Source organism: Solwaraspora sp. WMMA2080 (assembly GCF_027497395.1).
In the GTDB taxonomy this organism is placed as follows: domain Bacteria; phylum Actinomycetota; class Actinomycetes; order Mycobacteriales; family Micromonosporaceae; genus Micromonospora_E.
On record NZ_CP114910.1, the window covers coordinates 4,524,845 to 4,546,623 of the forward strand.

Sequence of the window (21,779 nt, forward strand, 5' to 3'; positions counted from 1 at the left end):
TTGCGATGGGGCTGGACAACGTCGCGGTGCAATGGCCACGGGTCGGCGAGTTCTACGAACCGGTCGCACCGGCCGAGTTCGTCGACTTCGACAAGCTGGCGGAGCAGGCCGACGTCGCGGCGCCGACCGCCGCGCTCGCCGGTTACATCGCGAAGACCGGCAGTGTCCGGGCCACCGCCTACACCGAGCTGGTGGACCTGCTGCTGGGGCTGACCGGAGTGCTGTACGCCACCGAGGCGGCCGCCGAGGACGAGGACCCGGTGATCGACCCGGACGGCTGTGCCTGGATCGCCGGCGGCCTGGAGCGGTTCGTCGACGGCCACGACCGGTACGGCGACACCGTCACCTTCGACACGGTCGGGGCGGTGCTGCGCGACGCCCTCGCCGGGGCCCGGCTCGCCGAACAGCAGCTGCGCTGGCTGGACAGCCGGCTCGACGCGCTCCGCGACGACGCCGGTGACGCGCCGCAGTGGAGCTTCCCCCGGTCGGAGCTGGCGGTGCTGTCCCGCTTCTACCGCCGCTGCGCCGATCGCGGCTTCGCCGTCTACGCCGACGCGGCAGCCTGATCCTGGGCGGCCGGCGTCGGCCAGGGAGCGGACCGGCCGGGTGGGGATCAACCGTACGTGTCCCGCGGGCCACGACCACGGACCCGCCTCGGTCCCTTCGACCAGGATGGCGCGGCCGGGCCGTGAATATGCAGTTTCGTCACCACGTTGTGCCCGACCTCAGCGGCGATCTGGCGCAGCAAGGAGCGGGCGAGCAGACGTAGCTGGGTCGCCCACGCGGTCGACTCCGCCTCGACCGTCAACTCGCCGTTCTCCAACTTGACCGGGCGGCTGTGCTTGGCCACCTCCGGCCCGACCACCCGTTCCCAGGCGCCGAAGACGGTCGCCTCGGCGGCCGGCCGTTGCCAGCCGCGCGCCTTGACCAGCCGGGCCAGCACGTCGCCGAACAGCTGGGGATCGCGGGGGTCCGGCCCCGGACCCGAGTAGCCGCGCAGTCGTCGGCCGCCCGACCCGGCTCCGCCAGTGTCGCTGCCGCCACCGGTCCGGCGGCGGGGCCGGTTCGCCTCTCGACGGGCGCGGGCCGCGTCCAGCACCGCCCTGGCCAACTGCGGGCCGGTCGACGGCGGGGGCAGGATCGGCGGCTGGTCGGCAGCCTGCGCCGGCTCACCGTGCTGCGGCTCATCCGACATGGCGTACCTCCCCACGGCTGACCTCGAAGCGTGCCCCGCGCAACGCTACCGGGACGTCCTCGGCCACCGCGCAGGTCACCAGCAGTTGGCTGGCCCCGGCGACCAACTCGGCGAGCCGTTCCCGGCGGCCGCTGTCCAGTTCGGCGAACACGTCGTCGAGGACCAGGACCGGCTCGATGCCTTCCGCGCGGAGCAGGTCGTACGCGGCCAGCCGCAGCGCCAGCGCGCAGGACCAGGATTCGCCGTGGCTGGCGTACCCCTTCACCGGCAGGCTGCCGATCGTCAGATGCAGGTCGTCGCGGTGCGGGCCGACCAGGGTGACGCCACGGTCGACCTCGCTGCGGCGGGCCTCGCCCAGCGCGGCCAGCAGCGCTGACTCAAGCGCGGACCGGTCCGCCGCCGACGGCACGGTCCCGGCATCCGGCAGATCGATCGACGGCCGGTAGCTGATGCCGGCCGCCGCGCTGGTGGCCGCCACCGCGTCATACGCCTTGGCCACGTGCGGGGCCAGTGCGGTGACCAGCTCCAACCGGCCGGCGAGCAGCTCGGCTCCGTGCCGGGCCAGATGGGCGTCCCAGACGTCCAGCGTGCTCAGGTCACCGCCCCGGCCACCACCGGTCTTGCGGGCGAGGTACGCGCTGCGCAGCAACGCGTTGCGCTGCTTGACCACCCGGTCGTAGTCGGCCCGCACGCCGGCGAACCGGGGCAGCCTGGTGACCAGCAGCTCGTCCAGGTAGCGGCGGCGTTCGGCCGGGTCGCCCCGGACGATCTCCAGATCCTCGGGGGCGAACAGCACCAGCCGCAGCGCACCGATCACCTCCCGCGCCCGGCGGGTCGGCGACCGACCCAGCCTGGCCCGGTTGGCCCGCCCCGGCACGATCTCCAGTTCGACCAACAGCTCCCGTTGGTCGTGCACGACCAGGCCGCGGATGATCGCCGAATCGGCGCCGACCCGGACCAGCGGCGCGTCGGTGGCGACCCGGTGACTACCCAGCGTCGCCAGGTAGCCGAGCGCCTCGACGAGGTTGGTCTTGCCGACCCCGTTCGGCCCGACCAGCACGCTGCCACCCGGTTCGAAGGTGAGCTCGACCCGCTGGTACGAGCGGAAGTCGATCAGTTCGAAACGGCGGACGTACACGGAGGTCAGGGGCTGGACTGCACGGCGTGCCCGCCGAACTGGTTGCGCAGGGCGGCGACCGCCTTCATCGCCGGGGAGTCGTCCTGCCGCGAGGTGAACCGGGCGAACAGTGAGGCCGCGATCACGTTCATCGGCACCCCGAGCCGGATCGCCTCGTCGACCGTCCAACGCCCTTCGCCGGTGTCCTCGGCGTACCCGCGCAGCGCCGCCAGCTGCGGGTCCTCGTCGAGCGCGGCGTCCAGCAGATCCAGCAGCCAGGACCGGACCACCGTGCCGTCGCGCCAGGACTTGATCACTCCGGGGACGTCGGTGATCAGCTCGCTCTGCAGCATCAGCTCGTAGCCCTCGGCGTAGGCGTGCATCAACGCGTACTCCACACCGTTGTGCACCATCTTCGCGTAGTGTCCGGCACCGACCGGGCCGGCGTGCACGAAGCCGTGCTCCGCCGGCGGCTTGAGCGCCTCGAAGATCGGCATCATCCGCTGTACGTGCTCGGCGTCGCCGCCGACCATCAGCCCGTACCCCGCCTGCCGGCCCCACACCCCGCCGGACACCCCGACGTCGAGGTAGCCGACGCCGTGCTCGGCCAGCCGGGCCGCACGCGGCCCGTCGTCGCTGAACCGGGAGTTGCCGCCGTCGATCACCAGATCCCCGGGGGAGAGCAGGCCGCACAGCTCATCGACGACCGACGACGTCACCTGGGCCGGGACCATCATCCAGACGGCCCGCGGAGCGGCGAGCCGGTCGACCAGCTCGGCGAGGCTGGCCACGTCGCTGACCGCCGGGTCCCGGTCATAGCCGTACGCCTGGTGACCGGCGTCACGTAGCCGGTCCCGCATGTTGCCGCCCATCCGGCCCAGACCGATGATGCCCAACTGCACGGTGTGCCCCCTTCGTCGCTGCCCGATCGTCGCCCACCGGGCGACCCGGTACTACCGGGTTACCCGGATCGGCATGATCAGATAGCGGTAGCCGGGGATGATCTGATCGTCCTCGCCGGCCGGCGAGATCACCGCCGGCTTGAACGCGTCGACGAAGGTGAACACCGCCGTGGCGGAGCCGAGGTTCTGCAGACCGTCGATCAGGTACTGCGGGTTGAACCCGATGGTCAGCGGCTCGCCGGTGAACGCGGCCTCCATCGCCTCGCTGGCCCGCGCCTCCTCGGTGTTGCCGGCCTCCACCACGAGCCCGTCCGCGCTGAAACTGAGCAGTACCGGGGTGGTGCGTTCGGCTACCAGGGCGACCCGGCGTACCACCTCGACGAGAGTGCTCACACCCACCCGGGCCTCGGCGTTGTGGCTGCTCGGGAAGAGCGACCGGACCGGCGGATAGTTGGCACCGTCCAGCAGCCGGCTGGTGGTCCGGCGGGTGCCGCCGGCGAATCCGATCATGCCTTCCCCGGCCCCACCGTGCGCCAACGCGATGGTGACCTCGCCGCCGATCGGACCGAGCGTCTTGGCCGTGTCGGCCAGGGTACGGGCGGGCACCAGTGCGTGCAGGCTGATCTCCGGATCGTCCGGCTGCCAGTCAATCTCCCGGATGGCCAGCCGGTACCGGTCGGTGGCGAGCATGGCGAGCCGGCTGCCCTCCAGCTCGACCCGGACCCCGGTCATCATCGGCAGCGTCTCGTCGCGGCCAGCGGCCACCGCGACCTGGGCGACCGCGGCGGCGAACGTCGGGGCGTCGACCCGGCCGGCGCTGGCCGGCATCTCGGGCAGGGTCGGATAGTCCTCCACCGGCATGGTCGGCAGGGTGAACCGGGCGCTGCCGCAGACCAGCTCCAGATGCGCACCGACCGCCGCGATGTCGACCGGCTTGGCCGGGAGCGACTTGGTGATCTCGGCGAGCAGCCGACCGGAGACCAGGGCCGAGCCGTCGGCATCGCCCTGCACGTCGACGGTCACCTGGCTGGAAACCTCGTAGTCGAACCCCGAGACCTGCAGGGAACCGTCGGTGACCCGGAGCATCGCGCCGGCCAGCACCGGCACCGACGGCCGGTTCGGCAGGCTCTTGGCCGTCCAGGCCACCGCGTCGGCGAGCGCATCGCGCTCCACCCGGAACTTCATCCCATGCCTCCGCACTTCATGCCGTGCCTCCGCGTCGACTCGATCGAACGATCTTCGGTGGTGCCGGACCCGAGGCGGTCCCTGGGCGGCTCGACCGTCATCGGTCGACGGACCTCACCGAACGATAGGCCAGAGCGCCGGGCCCGTGCGTCCGGCCCCGGACTTCTGCCGGTCGACCGGACCGGCAGGTGCGGCAGGTCGGCTGCATCCACACCTATCCCCAACGCCGGTGATTGGTTTTTGTTGTCTAGAAGATAAATCTCATCGTCTTCATCGGGGCTGTGCACTCTGTGGACATCTCGCGTTTACGCAGGTCAGATGGGTTCGATGGCAGTGGATTACCTGTGGAGAGGGCTGGGTACAACCGGGTTCGTTATCCACAGGCTGCCCCGCTGCCCACAGCCGTGCCGAGTTATCCACCGGTTGTCCACCGGTTATCCCGAGGGTTCGTCCCCAGCTGTGGACAAGCTGCCGGCGCCATGCCGGTCCGTCGTCCCCAGAACCTTCGACAGGATCCCCACAGGCGGTGGCTGACCTGTGGACAAGTTGTGACTGAGAGTGATTATCCACAGCGGTTTCCCCAAGAGTTGTCCACAGCCTGTGGACAACTGGGCGGGCGGGATGCAGCTGTCATCCACCATCCGGCGGCGGCCGCGGTGGAAAACCTGTGGATGAACCTGTGCGTGATCCGCCGGATCAACCGGCGGGCGGGCCCGGTGGCGGGGCGGCGGGGCGTCAGGCGATCTGCTTGATCCGGTTGGTCAGCTCGGCGATCTGGTTGTAGAGGGACCTGCGTTCCGCCATCTGCTGCCGGATCTTGCGGTCGGCGTGCATCACCGTGGTGTGGTCCCGGCCACCGAATGCCTGTCCGATCCGGGGCAGCGACAGGTCGGTCAGCTCGCGACACAGGTACATGGCGACCTGGCGGGCGTTGACCAGCACTCGGGAACGCGAGTGACCGCGCAGGTCCTCCAGGCTGACCCCGAAGTAGTCGGCAGTGGCGACCATGATCTGGTCGGCGGTGATCTCCGGGCCGGCGCCGTCCGGGATGAAATCCCGCAGGACCTCCTCGGCCAGGCTCAGCTCGACCGGCGACCGGGTGAGACTGGCGAACGCGGTGACCCGGATCAACGCGCCCTCCAGCTCCCGGATCGAGTTGGCGATCCGGGAGGCGATGAACTCCAGCACGTCCGGGGGCGCGTACAGGCGCTCCTGAGCCGCCTTCTTCTGCAGGATGGCGATCCGGGTCTCCAGGTCGGGCGGCTGGATGTCGGCGAGCAACCCCCACTCGAAGCGGGTCCGCAGCCGGTCCTCGAGGGTGGCCAGCTGCTTGGGTGACCGGTCCGAGGTGATCACGATCTGCTTGTTCGCGTTGTGCAGTGTGTTGAAGGTGTGGAAGAACTCCTCCTGGGTCCGCTCCCGGTTCTCCAGGAACTGGATGTCGTCGATCAGGAGGATGTCGACGTCACGGTAGCGGCGCTGGAAGGCGCTGGTCTTGTCGTCACGCAGCGAGTTGATGAAGTCGTTGGTGAACTCCTCGGTCGACACGTACCGCACCGACCGGGCGTGTCCGAGGGTGGTGGCGTAGTGACCGATGGCGTGCAGCAGGTGGGTCTTGCCCAAGCCGGAGCTGCCGTAGATGAACAGTGGGTTGTACGCCTTCGCCGGTGACTCGGCCACCGCCACCGACGCGGCGTGCGCGAACCGGTTCGAGGAGCCGATGACGAACGTCTCGAACATGTACTTCGGGTTGAGCCGGTTTCCGCCGGTGTCCACCCCCGGTCCGGTCAGCCGGCGGTCGTCCCGGCCGGTGCCGCGGTGGTCCAATCCGCCTCGCCCCGGTCCGCTGTCGGGCGGGCTGGTCGGCAGGCCGTCGCCGACGCCGCCGTACCGTTGGTCCGGCGGGCGGTAGTCCGTCGGCGGGCGGGCCACGCGGTGCTGCGCCGGCGGTTCGAGGTCGTGGTCGAGCCGTTGCGGACCCGGCGCTCCGGCGGTGTAGTCGTCGTCGAACAGCGAGCCCTGGTCGCCGGTCCGGGCCGCCGGCACCACCGGCAGCCGGCTGGTCGCGCCATCCAGTGCATCGGATACGCCGACACGGTGCTCCGGCGGATGGGGTCCGTCCGGCGAGTCAGGCCGGCCGCTGATCGGCTCCGGCACCTCGGGCCCGGCGATGCCCTCGCGGTCCCAGTGGTGGTTGTCGGTGTCGCGGTGGTCCGGTCCGGGCGGAGGCGGGCCCAGCCGTGGGTCGGGCTCGTCCGGGTGGTGCAGCCGGGTCTCGACGGTCGCGGTGCCGTACACCGTGCCGACCGGTCGACCCTGGCCGTCCTCCGGCGGACGGACGGTGACCGCCACCTGGATCGGCCTACCGAGCCGCCGCGACAGTGCCTCGGTGATCGCCGGACGCAGTCGCGATTCGATGACGTCGCGGGTGAACGCGTCGGGTACGGACAACAGCGCGGTGTCCTCGACGATGGCGCGCAGCCGGGTCAGCCGCAGATAGGCCCGCTGCTGGGCGGAGACGATCTCGTCCGCCAGCTCGTCCGTGGTCGCCAACCAGACCGCGCCGAGGTCTATCGTCTCGGCCACCGTAGCGCCACCCCCATCGCATCCGAGTACCCGGCCGCCGGCACTGTCTCCATGTCGGCCGCCGGTCGGGATCGGTCCCGCTCTCGAACAGGTACGACGAGCCATGCTGCGGGCCGCTGAACTGACCGTCATCCACAAGTTATCCACAACCTGTGTGTACTGCTGACTGCGGCTCCCCGTCGTCCGCCGAACCTGCCCCTGCCGGCTCGGCGCCCGGTGTCGATCACCGTCGCGGGCGACCGGCCCGGCTGCCTGGTTCGTACCGATGAAGCGGTGCCAGGTGCTGCCTGATGCTTGACCGGCAATCGGGCACGCTAACAGCGTTGTCCACAACCGTTCAACCGGCGGTCGCCGGTCCCCGTTGTCGGTTCCGGTGAAAACCGTGTAGCGGCACTGGCCGCGTCGCTCCACGGCCGGGTCACCGGCGGTGGGCGAGCCGTCGGCGCTGGTCCGCTCTGATAAACTAGCCAGGCGCGTTGTGCCTGCACGACGCACGGGCGCAGATCGTGCACCACCCGGATCTGCGCCATCCTGATCTGCACCACGCTGATCTGCACCACCGGCCTGGCCAACGGCCGGGTTTGACCAACTGCCGGCCTGACCGCCAGCCGGTCTGATTCATCTGACTCCGGGCCGAAGGCCGGGAGCCGCACCTGACGGAGAGTCTGACGTGAGCAAGCGCACCTTCCAGCCGAACAACCGCCGGCGCGCCAAGACCCACGGCTTCCGGCTGCGGATGCGTACGCGTGCCGGCCGTGCCATCCTCTCCACCCGCCGCGCCAAGGGCCGCGCCCGCCTGTCCGCCTGATGGCCTTCGCGGGCGTCGTGGAGATCTAACCGCCATGCTGGCCGCCGCTGAGCGCGTACGCAATCGTGCCGACTTCACCGAGGTCGTACGCATGGGTCGGCGGGCTGGCCGTGGCTCGCTCGTCGTGCACCTGTTGCTGTCGTCGCCCGGGCCGGGTGGCCGGTCGGACGCAACCGACAGCACCGGGGCCCGGGCCGGCTTCATCGTCTCCAAGGCGGTCGGCAACGCGGTGAACCGCAACCGGGTGCGTCGTCGGCTCCGACACCTGGCCCGGTCCCGGCTGGCAGCGTTGCCGGGCGGTACCCTGCTGGTCGTCCGAGCCCTTCCGCCGGCCGCCGGGGCATCGTCGGCGGGGCTCGCCGCCGACCTTGACGCCGCGCTGTCCACCGCTGTCCGCGCCGCCGAGCGACGCTCCCAGGGCACCGCCGGTGATCGCCCGTCCGGCGCGCCGCGCACCGGACCCCGGACCCGGGCCAGAGCGGGGGACGCCCGATGACCGCTCCCGACGACCTACCTCCCCCCGCGACACCGGGTGGCCGCCTGCTGACAGGTGCGATCGTCGCGTACCGTCGTTGGATAAGCCCGGCTCTGCCGGCCCGCTGTCGGTTCCACCCGTCGTGCAGCGCGTACGCCCAGGAGGCGATCGCCCGGCGCGGAGCACCTCGGGGGGTGCTGTTGGCGGGTTGGCGCCTGCTGCGCTGTCATCCCTTCCACCCCGGTGGATATGACCCGGTACCGATGCCGGGCGGCCGCCGTGCCGATGCGACTGGAGCCCCGAATTGAGTCTCGACTGGATCTACTGGGCCATCTCGTGGATCCTGCTGTTCTGGCACTCGGCCTGGGACCGGATCGGTGTTCCGTCGACCGAGGTGCTCGGTACCAACTGGTCGTGGATCCTGGCCATCATCTTCCTGGTGGTCACGGTCCGGGTGATCCTCTTCCCGGTCTTCGTCAAGCAGATCAAGTCACAGCGGGCCATGCAGGCGCTGCAGCCGAAGGTCAAGGAGCTGCAGGAGAAGCACAAGGGTGACCGGGAGACGCTCCAGAAGGAAATGATGGAGCTGTACCGGAAGGAGAAGGCCAACCCGCTGATGGGTTGCCTTCCGATGTTCCTGCAGATCCCGGTCTTCCTCGGCCTGTTCCACATCCTGCGCCGGCTCAACCCGGAGCAGACCCGCAACGTCGACCTGTACGGCTGGACCGCGGACCAGTTCTACGAGGCCTCTCGGGCCAGTCTGTTCACCGCGCCGATCGCCGGGCGGTTCGGTTCGACGGCCGACGAGCTGGCGGCGATGGGCGCCAGCGGCACCACGGTCAAGGTGATCGCCGGGATCTTGGTGATCGTCATGATCGTGACGACCTACCTGACCAGCCGACAGATGATCCTCAAGACCGGCTGGGCGGAGGACCCGCAGCAGAAGATGATCCAGCGGCTGATGCTCTACGGCATCCCGGCCTCGCTGCTCATCTCCGGCGCGATCTTCCCGATCGGCGTCATCATCTACTGGGTGGTGAACAACCTGGTCACCCTCGGCCAGCAGCAGTGGGTGCTGCGCAAGTTCCCGCCGCCGCCGATGCCGGCCGGCAAGGGGAAGCCCGCTACGAAGTCGACCTCGACCTCGACGTCGAAATCGACCGGACGGCCGGCGGCGAAGTCCGGTGCCGGCCAGCCACGCAAGCCCGGCACGACCGACGCCAAGCCCAAGTCGGCCGGTGTGTTCGCCCGACGCGGCAACGGTGCCGAGGCCGCCGCCACGGAGCCGGCCCCGGTCCGCGAGGGTCTCAAGCCCAAGCCTGGTGCCAAGCCGGTCAACCCGAAGAAGCGGCGGCCGGCGAAGCGTCCGGGTTGACCGGGCAGGCGTCCCGACGGACGGCTGCTGCTGGCGGGCGTCCCGGGCGCTGGCGGACGTCCCGCACAGCCGCAACGTAGACCTCCCCGAGGGCACGGCGCCCGTCCGCCGGTCCTCGGTAACCAGCGGACCGACCGGTTCCGCCGAGCGAGTACGGAGATGACACCGTGACCGATACCAGCCTGCCCAGTGCCGACCCGTCTGTCGACGAGGAGGTTGTCCCAGCCCGGGCCGCCGACAGCGCCGACGACCGTACCGGTGACGCCGACGACGCGGGCACCGACGAGGCTGACGAGGACGCGGCCGGCAAGGACGCGTCAGCGCCCGCTTCCGCCGCCACCGACAACGACCTGTTCCAGCAGAGCGAGATCGCCGCCGACTACGTCGAGGGACTGCTGGACATCCTCGACTACGACGGCGACATCGACGAGCTGGTCTCCGGCGGCCGTCCCGTGGTGGAGGTGGTCGGCGGGCAGCTGAGTGCCCTGGTCGGGCAGCGGGGTGCGACCCTGGAGGCGCTCCAGGAGCTGACCAGACTCGCGGTCTTCCGGCAGACCGGATCGCCGAGCCGGCTGCTGTTGGACGTCGGTGGCTACCGGAACAACCGGCGCAAGGAGTTGGCCGCTGTGGCGAAGAACGCGGTGGAGAAGGTCAAGGAGTACGGCGAGCCGGTGCGGCTGGAACCGATGTCCGCCTTCGAGCGCAAGTGCGTACACGACGTGGTGAACGCGCTCGACGGCGTGCTGAGCGAATCCGAGGGTGTCGAGCCGACCCGGCGCATCGTCGTCCGTCCGGCCGACTGAGCGCCATGACTGATCTGCCCGAGCAGACTGATCGGGCGGCCACCGGCCCGGACGGGAACCCGTCCGGGCCGGTTCCGTCGGGAGCGGCCACGCCGGGGTCACCCCCCGATTCCGCCCGCGAGGTCTTCGGTGCCGAGCAGCTGCGGCTCGCGGTCCGGTACGCCGGCCTGCTGGCCTCGGAAGGACTGCTCCGTGGACTCATCGGGCCGCGCGAAGTGCCCCGGCTCTGGGAGCGGCACCTGCTGAACTGCGCCGTCGTCGGTGAACTCGTCCCGGACGGAGCGACGGTGCTGGACGTCGGCTCCGGGGCCGGTCTACCCGGGCTGGTCCTGGCCGTCGCGCGGCCGGACCTCACCGTCATCCTGGTCGAGCCGCTGGCCCGGCGCACCGCCTTTCTCGCCGAGGCGGTATCGCTCCTTGGTCTCACCGACCGGGTCGAGGTGCTGCGTGGCCGGGCCGAGGAACTCCGCCGGGATTTTCCCGACGGGGCGGCGCCGGTGGTCACCGCTCGAGCGGTGGCCCCACTCGACCGGTTGGCCGGCTGGTGTCTACCACTGGTCGAGCCCGGTGGGCGGCTGCTCGCCATGAAGGGCGACTCGGCCGGGGCGGAGATCACCGAACACCGGGCGGCGGTGATCAGGTCTGGTGGCGGTGATCCGGTGCTGCGTCGCTGCGGCGAACGATGGCTGGACCCGCCGACCACCGTGGTGGAGATTGAGCGGACCGGTCCGGTGCCCGGGGCGGGTGGCCGACGCCGCTCGGAGCGCGTCGACCGGGGACGGTTGCGGTCGACGCGGCGAACCCGGGGATGACCGCCGAACCCGCCCTGACGGCGGGGTGCAGCGACGTGCAGGCTGCGCACGTCGGACAGTCGGCCGTGGCCACACCGGCCCTGATCCCCGTAGGCTGACCGCGCGTCGATAGTCTGGACCGGGCGGCAACGCGTAGTTGCACGACTCCTGCCGCCCCGTGCCGGTCCGCACGCCACGCCCGAAGCGCGGTCGTGAGCGCTGGCGGTGCCGATCCATCCAACGCGGGCAGGGATGACACGGTGCATGACAACGGTAGTTTCGAGGATCCGCGGTCGACCGGCGAGCGCCACGATGTCGGCGACCCCACGATGGTTTCACGTGAAACGGCGTACCACCCGGGTTGGCCGGAGGGAGGGACGGCGCCGGTCAGTGGGGTGCCCCAGCCGCCCACGACGGGTGCCCCGGCCCGGTCCGGCGTGCCGCTCGTCGTGGACACGTCGGTGGGTACCGCACCCCCGTCGCCGGAGCAGCCGGCGCCCAAACCGACCGCCCCGGCCGTCGACGAGCCGTACGTTTCACGTGAAACACCGAATCGGGAAGAGGATGATCCCCCCTTGGCAATGGAGGCTTTGCGCGCCGTGCAGATTCTGAACCCAAGCGGCGAGGTGACCATGCCCCGGCCGGACCGGACCCGGGTAATGTGCGTGGCCAACCAGAAGGGGGGCGTCGGTAAGACGACCACCACGGTGAACCTCGCGGTAGCGCTGGCGCTGCACGGGAACCGGGTGATGGTCGTCGACCTTGACCCCCAGGGGAACGCCTCGACGGGACTCAACGTCCCGCACCACGCAGGCGTACCGGACGTCTACGACTGCCTGATCGACAACGTGCCGCTGACCGAGGTGGCGCAGCCGGTCGAGGGGATACCCGACCTCTGGTGCGTTCCCGCGACGATCGATCTGGCCGGGGCCGAGATCGAGCTGGTCTCCGTCGTGGCCCGGGAATCGCGGCTGTCGCGGGCCATCACGGCGTACCCGGTCGAGCTGGACTACGTGTTCATTGACTGCCCACCGTCGTTGGGTCTGCTGACGGTCAACGCGCTGGTCGCCGCACAGGAGGTGCTGATCCCGATCCAGTGCGAGTACTACGCGCTGGAAGGACTCAACCAGTTGATCAACAACATCAACCTGGTCCGGCAGCATCTCAACCCGACCCTGGACGTCTCCACCATCCTGCTCACCATGTACGACCGCCGGACCCGGCTGGCCGACGCCGTCGAGCAGGACGTGCGGAACCACTTCGGGGACAAGGTGCTCCAGTCGGTCATCCCCCGCAACGTCCGGGTTTCGGAGGCACCGAGCTACGGCCAGTCGGTGATGACCTACGATCCCGGATCGCGGGGTGCGACAAGCTACTTCGAGGCGGCCCAGGAAATCGCCGAGCGCGGTGTCGCTCGGCTCAGTCGCAATGTCTGACACGGTGGTTGGAGCGGGAGGCAGGGCATGAAGAACCGTCCGAAGGGCGGGCTCGGGCGCGGGCTCGGTGCCCTCATCCCCACCACCGCTCCGGTTCAGTCCGGTGTCACACTGCCGGAGACGGCCCCGGACCCGGTGACTCCGTCCCCGGCCACCGCGGCCGTCTCCGGCAGTGTCGGAACCGCTGCCGCCGTCGCGACCGAACCGGCTCTGGCGCCGCCCGCCGACCTGTCGCCGGTGCCCGGTGCCCGGTTCGCCGAGCTGCCGGTCGCCGCGATCGTTCCGAACCCGAAGCAGCCCCGCCAGGTCTTTGACGACGAGGCGCTCGAGGAGCTGAAGGTCTCGATCGAGCAGGTCGGGTTCCTGCAGCCGATCGTCGTACGCCAGCTGGACGACGGCGAGCAGTACGAGCTGGTGATGGGGGAACGCCGCTGGCGTGCCGCGCAGGCGATCGGCCGGGAGTCCATCCCCGCGATCGTTCGGGACACCAGGAACGACGCGATGCTCCGGGACGCGCTGCTGGAGAACATCCACCGGGCCAACCTCAACCCGCTTGAGGAGGCGGCCGCGTACCAGCAGTTGCTCGACGAGTTCGGGGCGACCCATGAAGAACTCGCCAAGCGCATCGGCCGGAGCCGGCCGCAGATCTCCAACACGATCCGGCTGTTGAATCTGCCGGCTCAGGTGCAGCGCAGGGTGGCCGCCGGCGTGCTGTCGGCCGGTCACGCCCGGGCGCTGCTGAGCCTCGACGATTCCGACGCCCAGGACGCCCTGGCGCTGCGCATCGTCGCCGAAGGGCTCTCGGTCCGGGCCACCGAGGAACTGGTGGCGCTCGCCGGGAGCGAGGACCCGGCGAAGCGTACGGCCAGTCCGCAGCGACGCCCGAAGGCCCACGCCCCGGCCCTCACCGATCTCGCCGATCGTCTGTCTGACCGATTCGACACCCGGGTCAAGGTCGACATCGGGCGAAGCAAGGGCAAGATCACGATCGAGTTCGCCACGGTCGACGACCTGGAGCGGATCGTCGGGATCATCGGTGTGGGGAACGGGGACGACGCCGCAGGCGCCGTCGACTGACTCCCTGCCGGTCGACCGGCAGGCGCTTGTCCAAGGGCTGGTGTTTCACGTGAAACACCAGCCCTTCTTGCCGGTGCTTCCTAGCCGCGTCGCTCGACGCCCCGGCCCTCGGCCGTTGCCGGCGATCAACCTCGGCGGCCACCCACCAGGAGTGCTGCGTCTCGCGGGCCGGCCGGGCGGAGGCGACCGCGGAGGTCGTTTCACGTGAATCCGGTGGGGCCCGGGAGTGGGCCGATGGCGATGTTCCACGTGAAACCAGAACACGAGCCCGACTCTGCGGCCGAGGCGACCCACAGCCATTCCGGCCGCCACCGCACGGCTCGCCGAGCCCGGTTACCGCATGGTCGTTGGATCGTTGAGAAGACCGGGCCACCGGAGGCGCCAAGACGCATTCGCCGCCGGACCGTACGGGTTCCGGGTGTCCCGGTGATCGATCCGGTACGGGTTCGCGCGTTGTCCACAGGCGTTTTCCACAGGACGCCTCGTTTCACGTGAAACAGCGGGTAGACCGGGCTGCCGCCCTGTGGATAACTCCTGTGGACAACTGGGGACGGCGGGCGGTGGCCGGCCGCTGACCAGAGACAGGTCGTCCCTCCGGATGAGTGTTCCGGGCCGGCCGAAACGGGGAACGACAGGCGGCGCAGACTCGGTTAGGGTCAGCGTCGTGCCAGACACCCCTGCCTCGGTTCCCGACTTCGCGCGATGGCCATCCTTTCCCTTCGAGGGCGACCTGCGGGTCAAGCGGCTCGACGATCCGGTTGCCGTCGAGCCGCCTCGCAAGGGTGAGGGCACGGCGGAGTGCTCGTCCTGCTCCGCCCCGGACGACGCGTACATCTGGGTCAGCGAACGCTGGCGGGTGCGCGCGATGGACCGCCCGACCGGACTACCGATGGTCCTCATCCTGGAGTCCCGGTCCCACTTCGACCTCGGCGACCTGCCGAACCTGCTCGCGGCCGAACTCGGCGTGATGACCGTCCGTCTCGAGCGGGCGATCCGGTCGCTCGACGGGGTGGCCCGGGTCCACGTGAACCGGTGGGGGGACGGCTCGGCGCACCTGCACCTGTGGTTCCTGGCCCGGCCGTACGGGCAGCTGCAGCTCCGTGGCACGTTCCTCTCACTGTGGGACAGCATCCTGCCGCCGATCTCGGAGTCACGCTGGCGGGAGAATTTGGCCCTGGTCGCTGCGTGGCTGGCGGAGTTCGGCGGTCGCCAGCTCGCTGAGCCGCCGCGGATTCAGTGGCGGGCACCGTCGAATCTCAGCGAGCAGGCGAGCCATCCGGTCAGCGTCGACGACTTCGGCGAGGTCGACGGTGCAGAGCCGGCGGTAGCCGAGCTCGTGGTGCCGATGGAGAGTATCGAGCCAGCTGCTGATCTCGGTGAGCTCGCCAGCGACGTCGCTACGACCCAGCAGGAAGATGCCGACCCGGCCGATCCGACCGGAACCGTCGATGCCGCCGCCCGCGCCGACACGGATGCCGGTACCGAGGTGAAGAATGACGACGACCCAAACCCGAAGGGCGATCCTGATCAGGGCGGTCCTGAAGTCCCGGCTGCGGGCGATTCGGCGGCGGCGCCGACCGGCGGCACCCGGTGATCAGTTCGCCGGGTCGTACGGTCTCGCCGCAGCCCGGACCACCAGGGTGGCGAGCAGTTCGCCGAGGTCCAGCCCGCCGGCCTGGACTGCCAGTGGCAACAGCGAGGTCTCGGTCATTCCGGGTGAGACGTTGACCTCCAGGACGTGCGGCCGGCCATCGGCGTCGACGATCATGTCGACGCGGGAGAGGTCCCGGAGCCCAAGTGCCCGGTGAGCGGCGACGGCAGTCGCCGCCACCCGCTCGGCGGCCGGCTCGGCCAACCGGGCCGGCGCGTGCCAGGTCGTCAGTCCGGCGGTGTAGCGGGCAGCGTAGTCGTAGACACCGTTGCGCGGCACGATCTCGACTGCCGGTAGCGCCTCCGGGCTGTCGCCCCGGTCGACGACCGACACGGCGACGTCCATCCCGGTGACGTAGCGCTCCACCAGTGCCGTCGAGTCGTACGCGAAGCAGCCGACCATCGCCGCGGAGAGCTCTGCCACCTCGCGTACCACTGCCGCGCCCAGCCCGGAGCCGCCCTGCGCCGGCTTGACCATCAGCGGCAGGCCGAGCCGTTCGACGATCCGCTCCAGCACGGCGACCGCACCCAGCTCTGAGAACCGGTCGTGGGGCAGCGCGACCCAGTCCGGGGTCGGGATGCCTGCCTCGCGCAGCACCGCCTTGGCCGACGGCTTGTCCCAGGCCAGGCGGGCGGCGCGGGCGTCGCAGCCGATGTACGGCACGCCGCAGAGATCCAGTACGCCGCGCAGCGAGCCGTCCTCACCGGTCGCCCCGTGCAGCGCGATGACCACCGCGTCCGGCGGGTCGGAGCGCAGCGCTGGAATCAGCGAGACGTCGGCGTCGCGCATCTCAGCCTCGACGCCGACCGAGCGGAGCGCGTCCAGCACCCGGCGACCGGACTTCAGCGAGACGTCCCGCTCGTACGACAACCCGCCGGCGAGCACGAGCACGCGCAGATCCGGGGCGGCGGACGACGACGAGGATGCGGTTGCGGTGGGGTCCAGCGCTGGGCTCATGCCCGAATCATGCCAAGTCAGGTCCGGGCGCATCCGCGCCGGGGCGCTGGCGTCGGCCGGATCCGCCGGCGACCGGTCCGAAGACCTCACGCATCGCCGACTCCCGCTCCATCACGCCGGCCAGCCGCCGGACGCCTTCCCTGATTCGCTCCGGTGGGGGGTAGGAAAAGTTGAGCCGCATGTTGCCGGCCCCGGAGCCGTCAGCGTAGAAGCCGGTGCCGGGAACGTAGGCCACCCGGGCGGCGATGGCCCGGGGCACCATGGCTTTGGCGTCCAACCCGTCCGGCAGCGACGCCCAGACGAACAGGCCGCCGCTCGGTCGGGTCCAGGTCGTCCCGGCCGGCATCAGGTCGGTCAGCGCGGACAGCAGCGCGTCCCGCCGCTCCCGGTAGACCTCCCGGTACGTCTTGAGCTGCTCCCGCCACGGCATGGTGGCCAGGTAGGTGGCGACCGCGGCCTGGGCGTAGGCACTGGGGCAGAGGATCTGCGCCTCACTGGCGATGACCAGCTTCTCGCGTACCGCGTGCGGAGCGAGAATCCAACCGACCCGCAGCCCCGGCGCGAAGGTCTTGGAGAAGGTGCTCAGGTAGAAGACGCCGTGCCGGCGTCGGGCCCGCAGCGGCGCCGGCGCTTCGCCATCAAAGCTCAGCTGGCCGTACGGGTCGTCCTCGACGACCAGCAGGCCGGCGCGTTCGCAGATGTCGAGTACCCGGTCGCGGCGCTCGTCGGTCAGCGTCACGCCGGCCGGGTTCTGGAACGTCGGAATGGTGTAGAGGAACTTCGCCCGTCGGCCGGACCGGGCCACGTCGGTGATCGCCTGTTCCAGCGCCTCGGGGATCAGCCCGTCGGCGTCCATCGGCACGTGCACCACCTGGGCCTGCGCCGCCTGGAACACGCCGAGGGCGCCGACGTAGGTGGGGCCCTCGGCGAGGACCACGTCGCCCGGGTCCAGGAAGAGCCGGGCGACCAGATCGAGGGCCTGCTGCCCGCCGACGGTCACCACCACGTCCTCAGGGGAAGCCCCGGACGAGACGTCGATCCCGGACAGCGACATCACTTCGCAGATCCGTTCCCGCAGGTCGAGGGTGCCCTGGCCGATGCCGTACTGCAGGGTCGAGGTGCCGGTCTCGGCGGCGAGGCGACCGAGCATCTCGCCGACCGCGTCCAGCGGCAGCGCGGCGACGTACGGGGCTCCGCCGGCAAGCGACACCACCTCCGGCCGACTGGCGACGGCGAACAGCGCCCGGATCTCCGAGGCGGTCATCCCCCGGACCCGGCGGGCATAGCGGTCGGTGTAGTCGTCGAGCGTCGTGCCGGTCATCAGAGTCCTTCCTTGGATACTCCGGTGTTGCGGCCGGGGAGGAATTGGAACTCCTGCGGAGCAGGACAGGGAAAGCCGGTTCGCCGCCGAGGCGGATCGGCGTCCACCGCACACGCGACCCCATGGCTCACGACCGAATCGCTAGACTGTGGACTGTGTCCAGGACCGTGAAGCGGGCGTTCAGGTACCGCTTCCACCCCACCCCCGGGCAGGCCGCCGAGCTCGCCCGGACGTTCGGCTGTGTCCGGCTGGTGTACAACATGGCGCTGGCCGCCCGCAGCGAGGCGTGGACCCTGCGTCGGGAACGGGTCACCTACAACGCCACGTCGGCGATGCTCACCGGGTGGAAGAAGACCGACGACCTGGCGTTCCTCAACGACGTCTCCTGCGTCCCTCTGCAGCAGGCGCTGCGGCACCTGCAGACCGCGTTCGCCAACTTCTGGGCGAAACGGGCCCGGTACCCGACGTTCAAGTCGAGGAAGCGGTCGCGGCGGTCGGCGGAGTACACCGCCAGCGCGTTCCGGTGGCGCGACGGCCGCCTCACCCTCGCCAGGATGTCCGCACCGTTGGACATCGTCTGGTCCCGACCGCTCCCGCAGGGCGCGGCGCCGTCGACGGTGACCGTGTCGCAGGACCCGGCGGGCCGCTGGTTCGTCTCCCTGCTCTGCGACGACCGGATCGAACCGGCCCCGGCCACCACCGCTGCCGTGGTGGGGGTCGACGCCGGCCTCGACAGCCTGTTCACCCTGTCCACCGGGGAGAAGATCCCCGACCCGGGACATGAACGCCGTGACCGGCGGCGGCTGGCCCGGGCCCAGCGGAACCTCGCACGCAAGGCCAGAGGCTCCGCGAACCGGGTCAAGGCCCGGCTGGCGGTGGCCCGGATTCATGCCCGGGTCGCCGACCGCCGCCGCGACCACCTGCACAAGTTGACCACTCGGCTCGTTCGTGAAACCCAGACGATCGTGATCGAGGACCTGGCCGTCCGCAACATGACGGCCAACCACCGTCTGGCCCGCGCCGTCTCGGACGCGGGCTGGCGGCAGTTCCGCAGCATGCTGGGGTACAAAACGGACTGGTACGGCCGGGACCTGGTGGTCGTGGACCGCTGGTTCCCGTCGACCCGACTGTGCTCCGCGTGTGGCGTACTGGCCGAGCGGATGCCGTTGGCGGTCCGGTCGTGGACCTGCCGGTGCGGGCAGGCCCATGACCGGGATGTCAACGCGGCCCGCAACATCCTCGCGGAGGGGCTCTCCGTGATTGCCTGTGGAGGCGGTGTAAGACCTCACCGGGAGTCCTCCTCTCGGACGGGGCGGTCGTCGGTGAAACAGGAACCCCCTGGGGCGACCCAGGGAATCCCCGTCCCTTAGTGCGGGGAGGAAGTCAAGACCTCACCCTCGAAACGCGTCGCACCGGTGGTGCCGGGTCGGGCCGCGACACGCACTGATCGTCTGATGGTAGTCCGGCGTGTCGCCGCCCGGCGTGGGCATTACCACACCGACCACATGTCGGACCAGCGAACCCGGATTGGCCTGGGAACACCTGCGGCGGGTGCCCGACCTCTCCCCTGACGCGAGGTTGCGGCGTACGATCGCTCGTTGGGGACAGGAGACGGCGCGTGGTGAAGCTCGGCGGGTTTCAACGCTTGACCGGTTCGGTGGTGGGGGATCGCCAATGTCGCGACGTCTGGTCAGTCTGACGCTGGACACGCTGGAGGAGCTGCCCAGATCCTGCCGGCGGTGTGTCTTCTGGGAGCTCGATCCGGTGGCGGCCGACCGCGCCCGGACCTCCGGCGACCCGGCGCTGGAAAAGGAGGCGTGGGTCTCCCAGACTCTCCTGGAGTGGGGTTCCTGCGGCAAGCTCGCCTACGTCGACGGCATGCCGGCCGGTTTCGTGATGTACGCGCCGCCGGCCTACCTACCGAGGTCGATGGCGTTCCCGACGTCCCCGGTCTCCGCCGATGCGGTACTGCTGACCACGGCGCACGTGGTGCAGCCGTTCGCCGGCGGTGGCCTCGGGCGAATGCTGGTGCAGGGCGTGGCCCGGGATCTCACCAAGCGGGGCATCAAGGCGATCGAGGCGTTCGGCGACGCCGCCGCCGATCCGGAGGAGACGGCCGGTCGGGGCTGTCTCGCCCCAGCCGACTTCTACCTGTCGGTCGGCTTCAAGACGGTCCGGCAGCACCCCCGGTTCCCCCGGCTACGGCTGGAGTTGCGGACCGCGTTGTCGTGGAAGTCGGACGTCGAGTACGCCCTGGAGAAGCTGCTCGGCTCGATGACTCCGGAGAGCCTGCTGCGCCCGGCCACCCGCGCGGTGACGAACTGACTGACGAGGTTCAGGCCTCCGCCGTCGCGTCGACCACCGCCCGCAGCGTGTGCACGTCGATCGACCCGGTCGGCACGTCCAGCTCCACCGGGTAGTACATCCGCTGCACGGCGGCGACCAGCGCCTCGGCCACCTGGTCACGGAACCCGGGCCGGATCAGCCGGGCCCGGTCGGCCGAGCAGGTCAGATAACCGACGTCCACCCGTACCGCCGGCATCCTGGTCAGCCGTAGCAATTCCCAGCTCTTCGCGTGGATGCGGCAGTCGCGCAGGCCGGTACGCACCGCGATCTCCCGCTGCACCAGCCCGGCCAGCCGCTCGCCGACCGTCGAGGTGACCCCGTTGCCGGTGCCGTAGTGGTAGGTGGCCACCCCGTCGGCGGCCGGGTTGGCGTGCCCGTCGACGTGCAGGGAGATGAACAGGTCCGCGCCGATGTCGTTGGCCAGCTGGGTGCGTGCCGGGTCGTTGAGCACCGTGGCGGTGGCCGGACCACGGGTGAGATGCACCCGCATCCCGGCTGCCGCCAGCCGCCCCTCCAACCGGGCGGCGAGGTCGTACGCCAGCTCCGCCTCGGACCAGCGCCGGCCGCTGTCGGTGACCACCACGCCGGGATCGGGCCCCCCGTGCCCAGGGTCGATGACGATCGTCTTGCCCACCAGGTTGGGGCCGGACTCGCGGAACGCATCCGCTTCCCGCAGCCACTGCGGGCGCCCGCCGACCACCTTGCGGCCCAGCCGACGCATCGCATGCATGGTGTACGGCCCGCAGCTGCCGTCGGCGGTCAGTCCCACCTCCCGCTGGAACTGGGTGACCGAGCGGGCGGTGCGCCCGCCGTACACGCCGTCGGCGCGGCCCACGTCGTAGCCCATCTCCAGCAGTCGTTCCTGCAGCGCCCGGACGTCCTCGCCGACCAGCGGCTGAGGTATCGAGTGGTAGAGCGCCCGGTCACCGAGTCGCCAGCGGGCGGCGTCCAGCGCCCGCCAGGTCTCCGCACCCACTCGGCCGTCGATGCTCAGGCCGCGGAGTTGCTGGAAGGCTCGTACGGCGTGCTCGGTGCGGGCGTCGAAAACGTCGGCCCCCGGGGTTGGCTCGAGCAGCTCCAGGTTGACCAGGATGGAGCGGATCTCGGCCACGGCGGGACCCTGATCGTCACGGCGGATCGGGCGCACGGGACGTGGACCTCCCCCCTGCAGGCGCGGACGATCCGGAGCGTAACCCGGCCGGCAGGTGCCCGTACCCGGGTTGCGGCGAAGCGGACCGTACGGGGAGCGCCCGGTGTCCGGACGATCAGCCAGGGAACCGACCATCCAGCAGCCCTGTAACGGTGCCGCCAGCAGCCTGAAAACGGACCGGCCGGTCCCACCTTGTCGGGTGGGCCGGCCGGTCCGCCGTGCCGCACGGGGCAGCCCCGCTGAGGTTCAGAAGGCCGACTCGATCAGCTTGACCAGGTCGCCCTTGGGCCGGGCGCCGGCCACCGACTGCACCGGCTCACCGGCCTTGAACACGGTGAGCGTGGGAACCGACATCACCCGGTACCGGCGGGCGATCTCCGGGTTCTCGTCGATGTTCAGTTTGACGATCGACACCTTGTCCCCCATCTCGGTGGCGATCTCCTCGAGCAGCGGTGCGACCTTGCGGCACGGCTGGCACCACTCGGCCCAGAAGTCCACCAGTACCGGCTTGTCGGACATGAGTACGTCGGTGGCGAAGCTGGCCTCGGTGACCGCTCGGGTAGCTCCCACGGGAAATCCTCCTCCTCGACCGCCGGTGCGCCGG

Annotated in this window: 20 protein-coding genes and 1 pseudogene; 12 read left to right on the forward strand and 9 right to left on the reverse strand. The window is 70.6% G+C overall.

The window, feature by feature from the left end:
• Positions 1 to 5: 5 nt before the first annotated feature.
• Positions 6 to 566, forward strand: a complete 561-nt coding sequence (locus O7543_RS20470; RefSeq protein WP_281555771.1) for a hypothetical protein — start codon at positions 6 to 8, stop codon at positions 564 to 566.
• Positions 567 to 613: 47 nt separating this feature from the next.
• On the opposite strand, the gene O7543_RS20475 is transcribed toward O7543_RS20470, so the two are convergent.
• From O7543_RS20475 to dnaA, 5 genes are all read right to left on the reverse strand, one after another.
• The gene (locus O7543_RS20475; RefSeq protein WP_281552357.1) at positions 614 to 1,195 is read right to left on the reverse strand and encodes a DciA family protein; all 582 of its coding nucleotides are present in this window, start codon (positions 1,193 to 1,195) and stop codon (positions 614 to 616) included.
• Positions 1,185 to 2,333, reverse strand: a complete 1,149-nt coding sequence (recF, locus tag O7543_RS20480; RefSeq protein WP_281552356.1) for a DNA replication/repair protein RecF — start codon at positions 2,331 to 2,333, stop codon at positions 1,185 to 1,187. The genes O7543_RS20475 and recF overlap by 11 nt, the downstream gene beginning before the upstream one ends.
• A gap of 5 nt (positions 2,334 to 2,338) precedes the next feature.
• Entirely contained in the window at positions 2,339 to 3,214 is an 876-nt protein-coding gene (gene gnd, locus O7543_RS20485; RefSeq protein ID WP_281552355.1) for a phosphogluconate dehydrogenase (NAD(+)-dependent, decarboxylating), read from the reverse strand.
• A 51-nt stretch (positions 3,215 to 3,265) separates the two neighbouring features.
• Entirely contained in the window at positions 3,266 to 4,399 is a 1,134-nt protein-coding gene (gene dnaN / locus O7543_RS20490) for a DNA polymerase III subunit beta (RefSeq protein WP_281552354.1), read from the reverse strand.
• Positions 4,400 to 5,134: 735 nt separating this feature from the next.
• On the reverse strand, positions 5,135 to 6,985 hold the full coding sequence (gene dnaA / locus O7543_RS20495; protein ID WP_281552353.1) for a chromosomal replication initiator protein DnaA: 1,851 nt from the start codon (positions 6,983 to 6,985) through the stop codon (positions 5,135 to 5,137).
• Positions 6,986 to 7,655: 670 nt separating this feature from the next.
• Between dnaA and rpmH the strand changes: the two genes are divergently transcribed.
• The 9 genes and pseudogenes from rpmH (at position 7,656) to O7543_RS20540 (ending at position 15,344) form a co-directional block, all read left to right on the forward strand.
• The gene (rpmH, locus tag O7543_RS20500; protein WP_123606641.1) at positions 7,656 to 7,793 is read left to right on the forward strand and encodes a 50S ribosomal protein L34; all 138 of its coding nucleotides are present in this window, start codon (positions 7,656 to 7,658) and stop codon (positions 7,791 to 7,793) included.
• 34 nt (positions 7,794 to 7,827) lie between these two features.
• Positions 7,828 to 8,184: pseudogene (gene rnpA / locus O7543_RS20505) on the forward strand (ribonuclease P protein component); the annotation flags it as partial.
• A 101-nt stretch (positions 8,185 to 8,285) separates the two neighbouring features.
• Positions 8,286 to 8,576 carry a membrane protein insertion efficiency factor YidD gene (gene yidD, locus O7543_RS20510; RefSeq protein ID WP_281552352.1) on the forward strand — a complete coding sequence of 97 codons (291 nt, stop codon included), beginning with the start codon at positions 8,286 to 8,288 and terminating at the stop codon, positions 8,574 to 8,576.
• The gene (yidC, locus tag O7543_RS20515; RefSeq protein ID WP_281552351.1) at positions 8,573 to 9,643 is read left to right on the forward strand and encodes a membrane protein insertase YidC; all 1,071 of its coding nucleotides are present in this window, start codon (positions 8,573 to 8,575) and stop codon (positions 9,641 to 9,643) included. Before yidD ends, yidC begins: the two co-directional genes overlap by 4 nt.
• A gap of 167 nt (positions 9,644 to 9,810) precedes the next feature.
• Positions 9,811 to 10,446 (forward strand): R3H domain-containing nucleic acid-binding protein, encoded by a 636-nt coding sequence (locus O7543_RS20520; RefSeq protein WP_281552350.1) that lies wholly within the window; start codon positions 9,811 to 9,813, stop codon positions 10,444 to 10,446.
• Positions 10,447 to 10,451: 5 nt separating this feature from the next.
• Complete coding sequence (rsmG, locus tag O7543_RS20525) at positions 10,452 to 11,258, forward strand: 16S rRNA (guanine(527)-N(7))-methyltransferase RsmG (protein ID WP_281552349.1); 807 nt, start codon at positions 10,452 to 10,454, stop codon at positions 11,256 to 11,258.
• Between the two features lie 308 nt (positions 11,259 to 11,566).
• Positions 11,567 to 12,673 (forward strand): AAA family ATPase, encoded by a 1,107-nt coding sequence (locus tag O7543_RS20530; protein ID WP_281552348.1) that lies wholly within the window; start codon positions 11,567 to 11,569, stop codon positions 12,671 to 12,673.
• Between the two features lie 27 nt (positions 12,674 to 12,700).
• On the forward strand, positions 12,701 to 13,750 hold the full coding sequence (locus O7543_RS20535) for a ParB/RepB/Spo0J family partition protein (RefSeq protein ID WP_281552347.1): 1,050 nt from the start codon (positions 12,701 to 12,703) through the stop codon (positions 13,748 to 13,750).
• 664 nt (positions 13,751 to 14,414) lie between these two features.
• Positions 14,415 to 15,344: a hypothetical protein gene (locus O7543_RS20540; RefSeq protein WP_281552346.1), complete on the forward strand. Its 930-nt coding sequence runs from the start codon at positions 14,415 to 14,417 to the stop codon at positions 15,342 to 15,344.
• On the opposite strand, the gene O7543_RS20545 is transcribed toward O7543_RS20540, so the two are convergent.
• Together O7543_RS20545 and O7543_RS20550 are read right to left on the reverse strand one after the other, a co-directional pair.
• Positions 15,345 to 16,358, reverse strand: coding sequence for a D-alanine--D-alanine ligase (locus tag O7543_RS20545; RefSeq protein WP_281552345.1), 1,014 nt, complete (start codon positions 16,356 to 16,358; stop codon positions 15,345 to 15,347). It lies immediately after the preceding gene.
• Positions 16,359 to 16,365: 7 nt separating this feature from the next.
• Positions 16,366 to 17,679 carry a PLP-dependent aminotransferase family protein gene (locus O7543_RS20550; protein WP_281552344.1) on the reverse strand — a complete coding sequence of 438 codons (1,314 nt, stop codon included), beginning with the start codon at positions 17,677 to 17,679 and terminating at the stop codon, positions 16,366 to 16,368.
• A 155-nt stretch (positions 17,680 to 17,834) separates the two neighbouring features.
• Between O7543_RS20550 and O7543_RS20555 the strand changes: the two genes are divergently transcribed.
• Both O7543_RS20555 and O7543_RS20560 read left to right on the forward strand, forming a co-directional pair.
• Entirely contained in the window at positions 17,835 to 19,049 is a 1,215-nt protein-coding gene (locus tag O7543_RS20555) for a transposase (protein ID WP_281552343.1), read from the forward strand.
• A 304-nt stretch (positions 19,050 to 19,353) separates the two neighbouring features.
• Entirely contained in the window at positions 19,354 to 20,004 is a 651-nt protein-coding gene (locus O7543_RS20560; protein WP_281552342.1) for a GNAT family N-acetyltransferase, read from the forward strand.
• A gap of 10 nt (positions 20,005 to 20,014) precedes the next feature.
• Here O7543_RS20560 and O7543_RS20565 read toward each other — a convergent pair whose 3' ends face one another.
• Together O7543_RS20565 and trxA are read right to left on the reverse strand one after the other, a co-directional pair.
• A complete protein-coding gene (locus tag O7543_RS20565) occupies positions 20,015 to 21,172 on the reverse strand; it encodes an N-acetylmuramoyl-L-alanine amidase (protein ID WP_281552341.1) in 1,158 nt (385 codons plus the stop codon).
• Between the two features lie 249 nt (positions 21,173 to 21,421).
• Positions 21,422 to 21,745 carry a thioredoxin gene (gene trxA / locus O7543_RS20570; RefSeq protein WP_123606654.1) on the reverse strand — a complete coding sequence of 108 codons (324 nt, stop codon included), beginning with the start codon at positions 21,743 to 21,745 and terminating at the stop codon, positions 21,422 to 21,424.
• Positions 21,746 to 21,779: the final 34 nt, after the last annotated feature.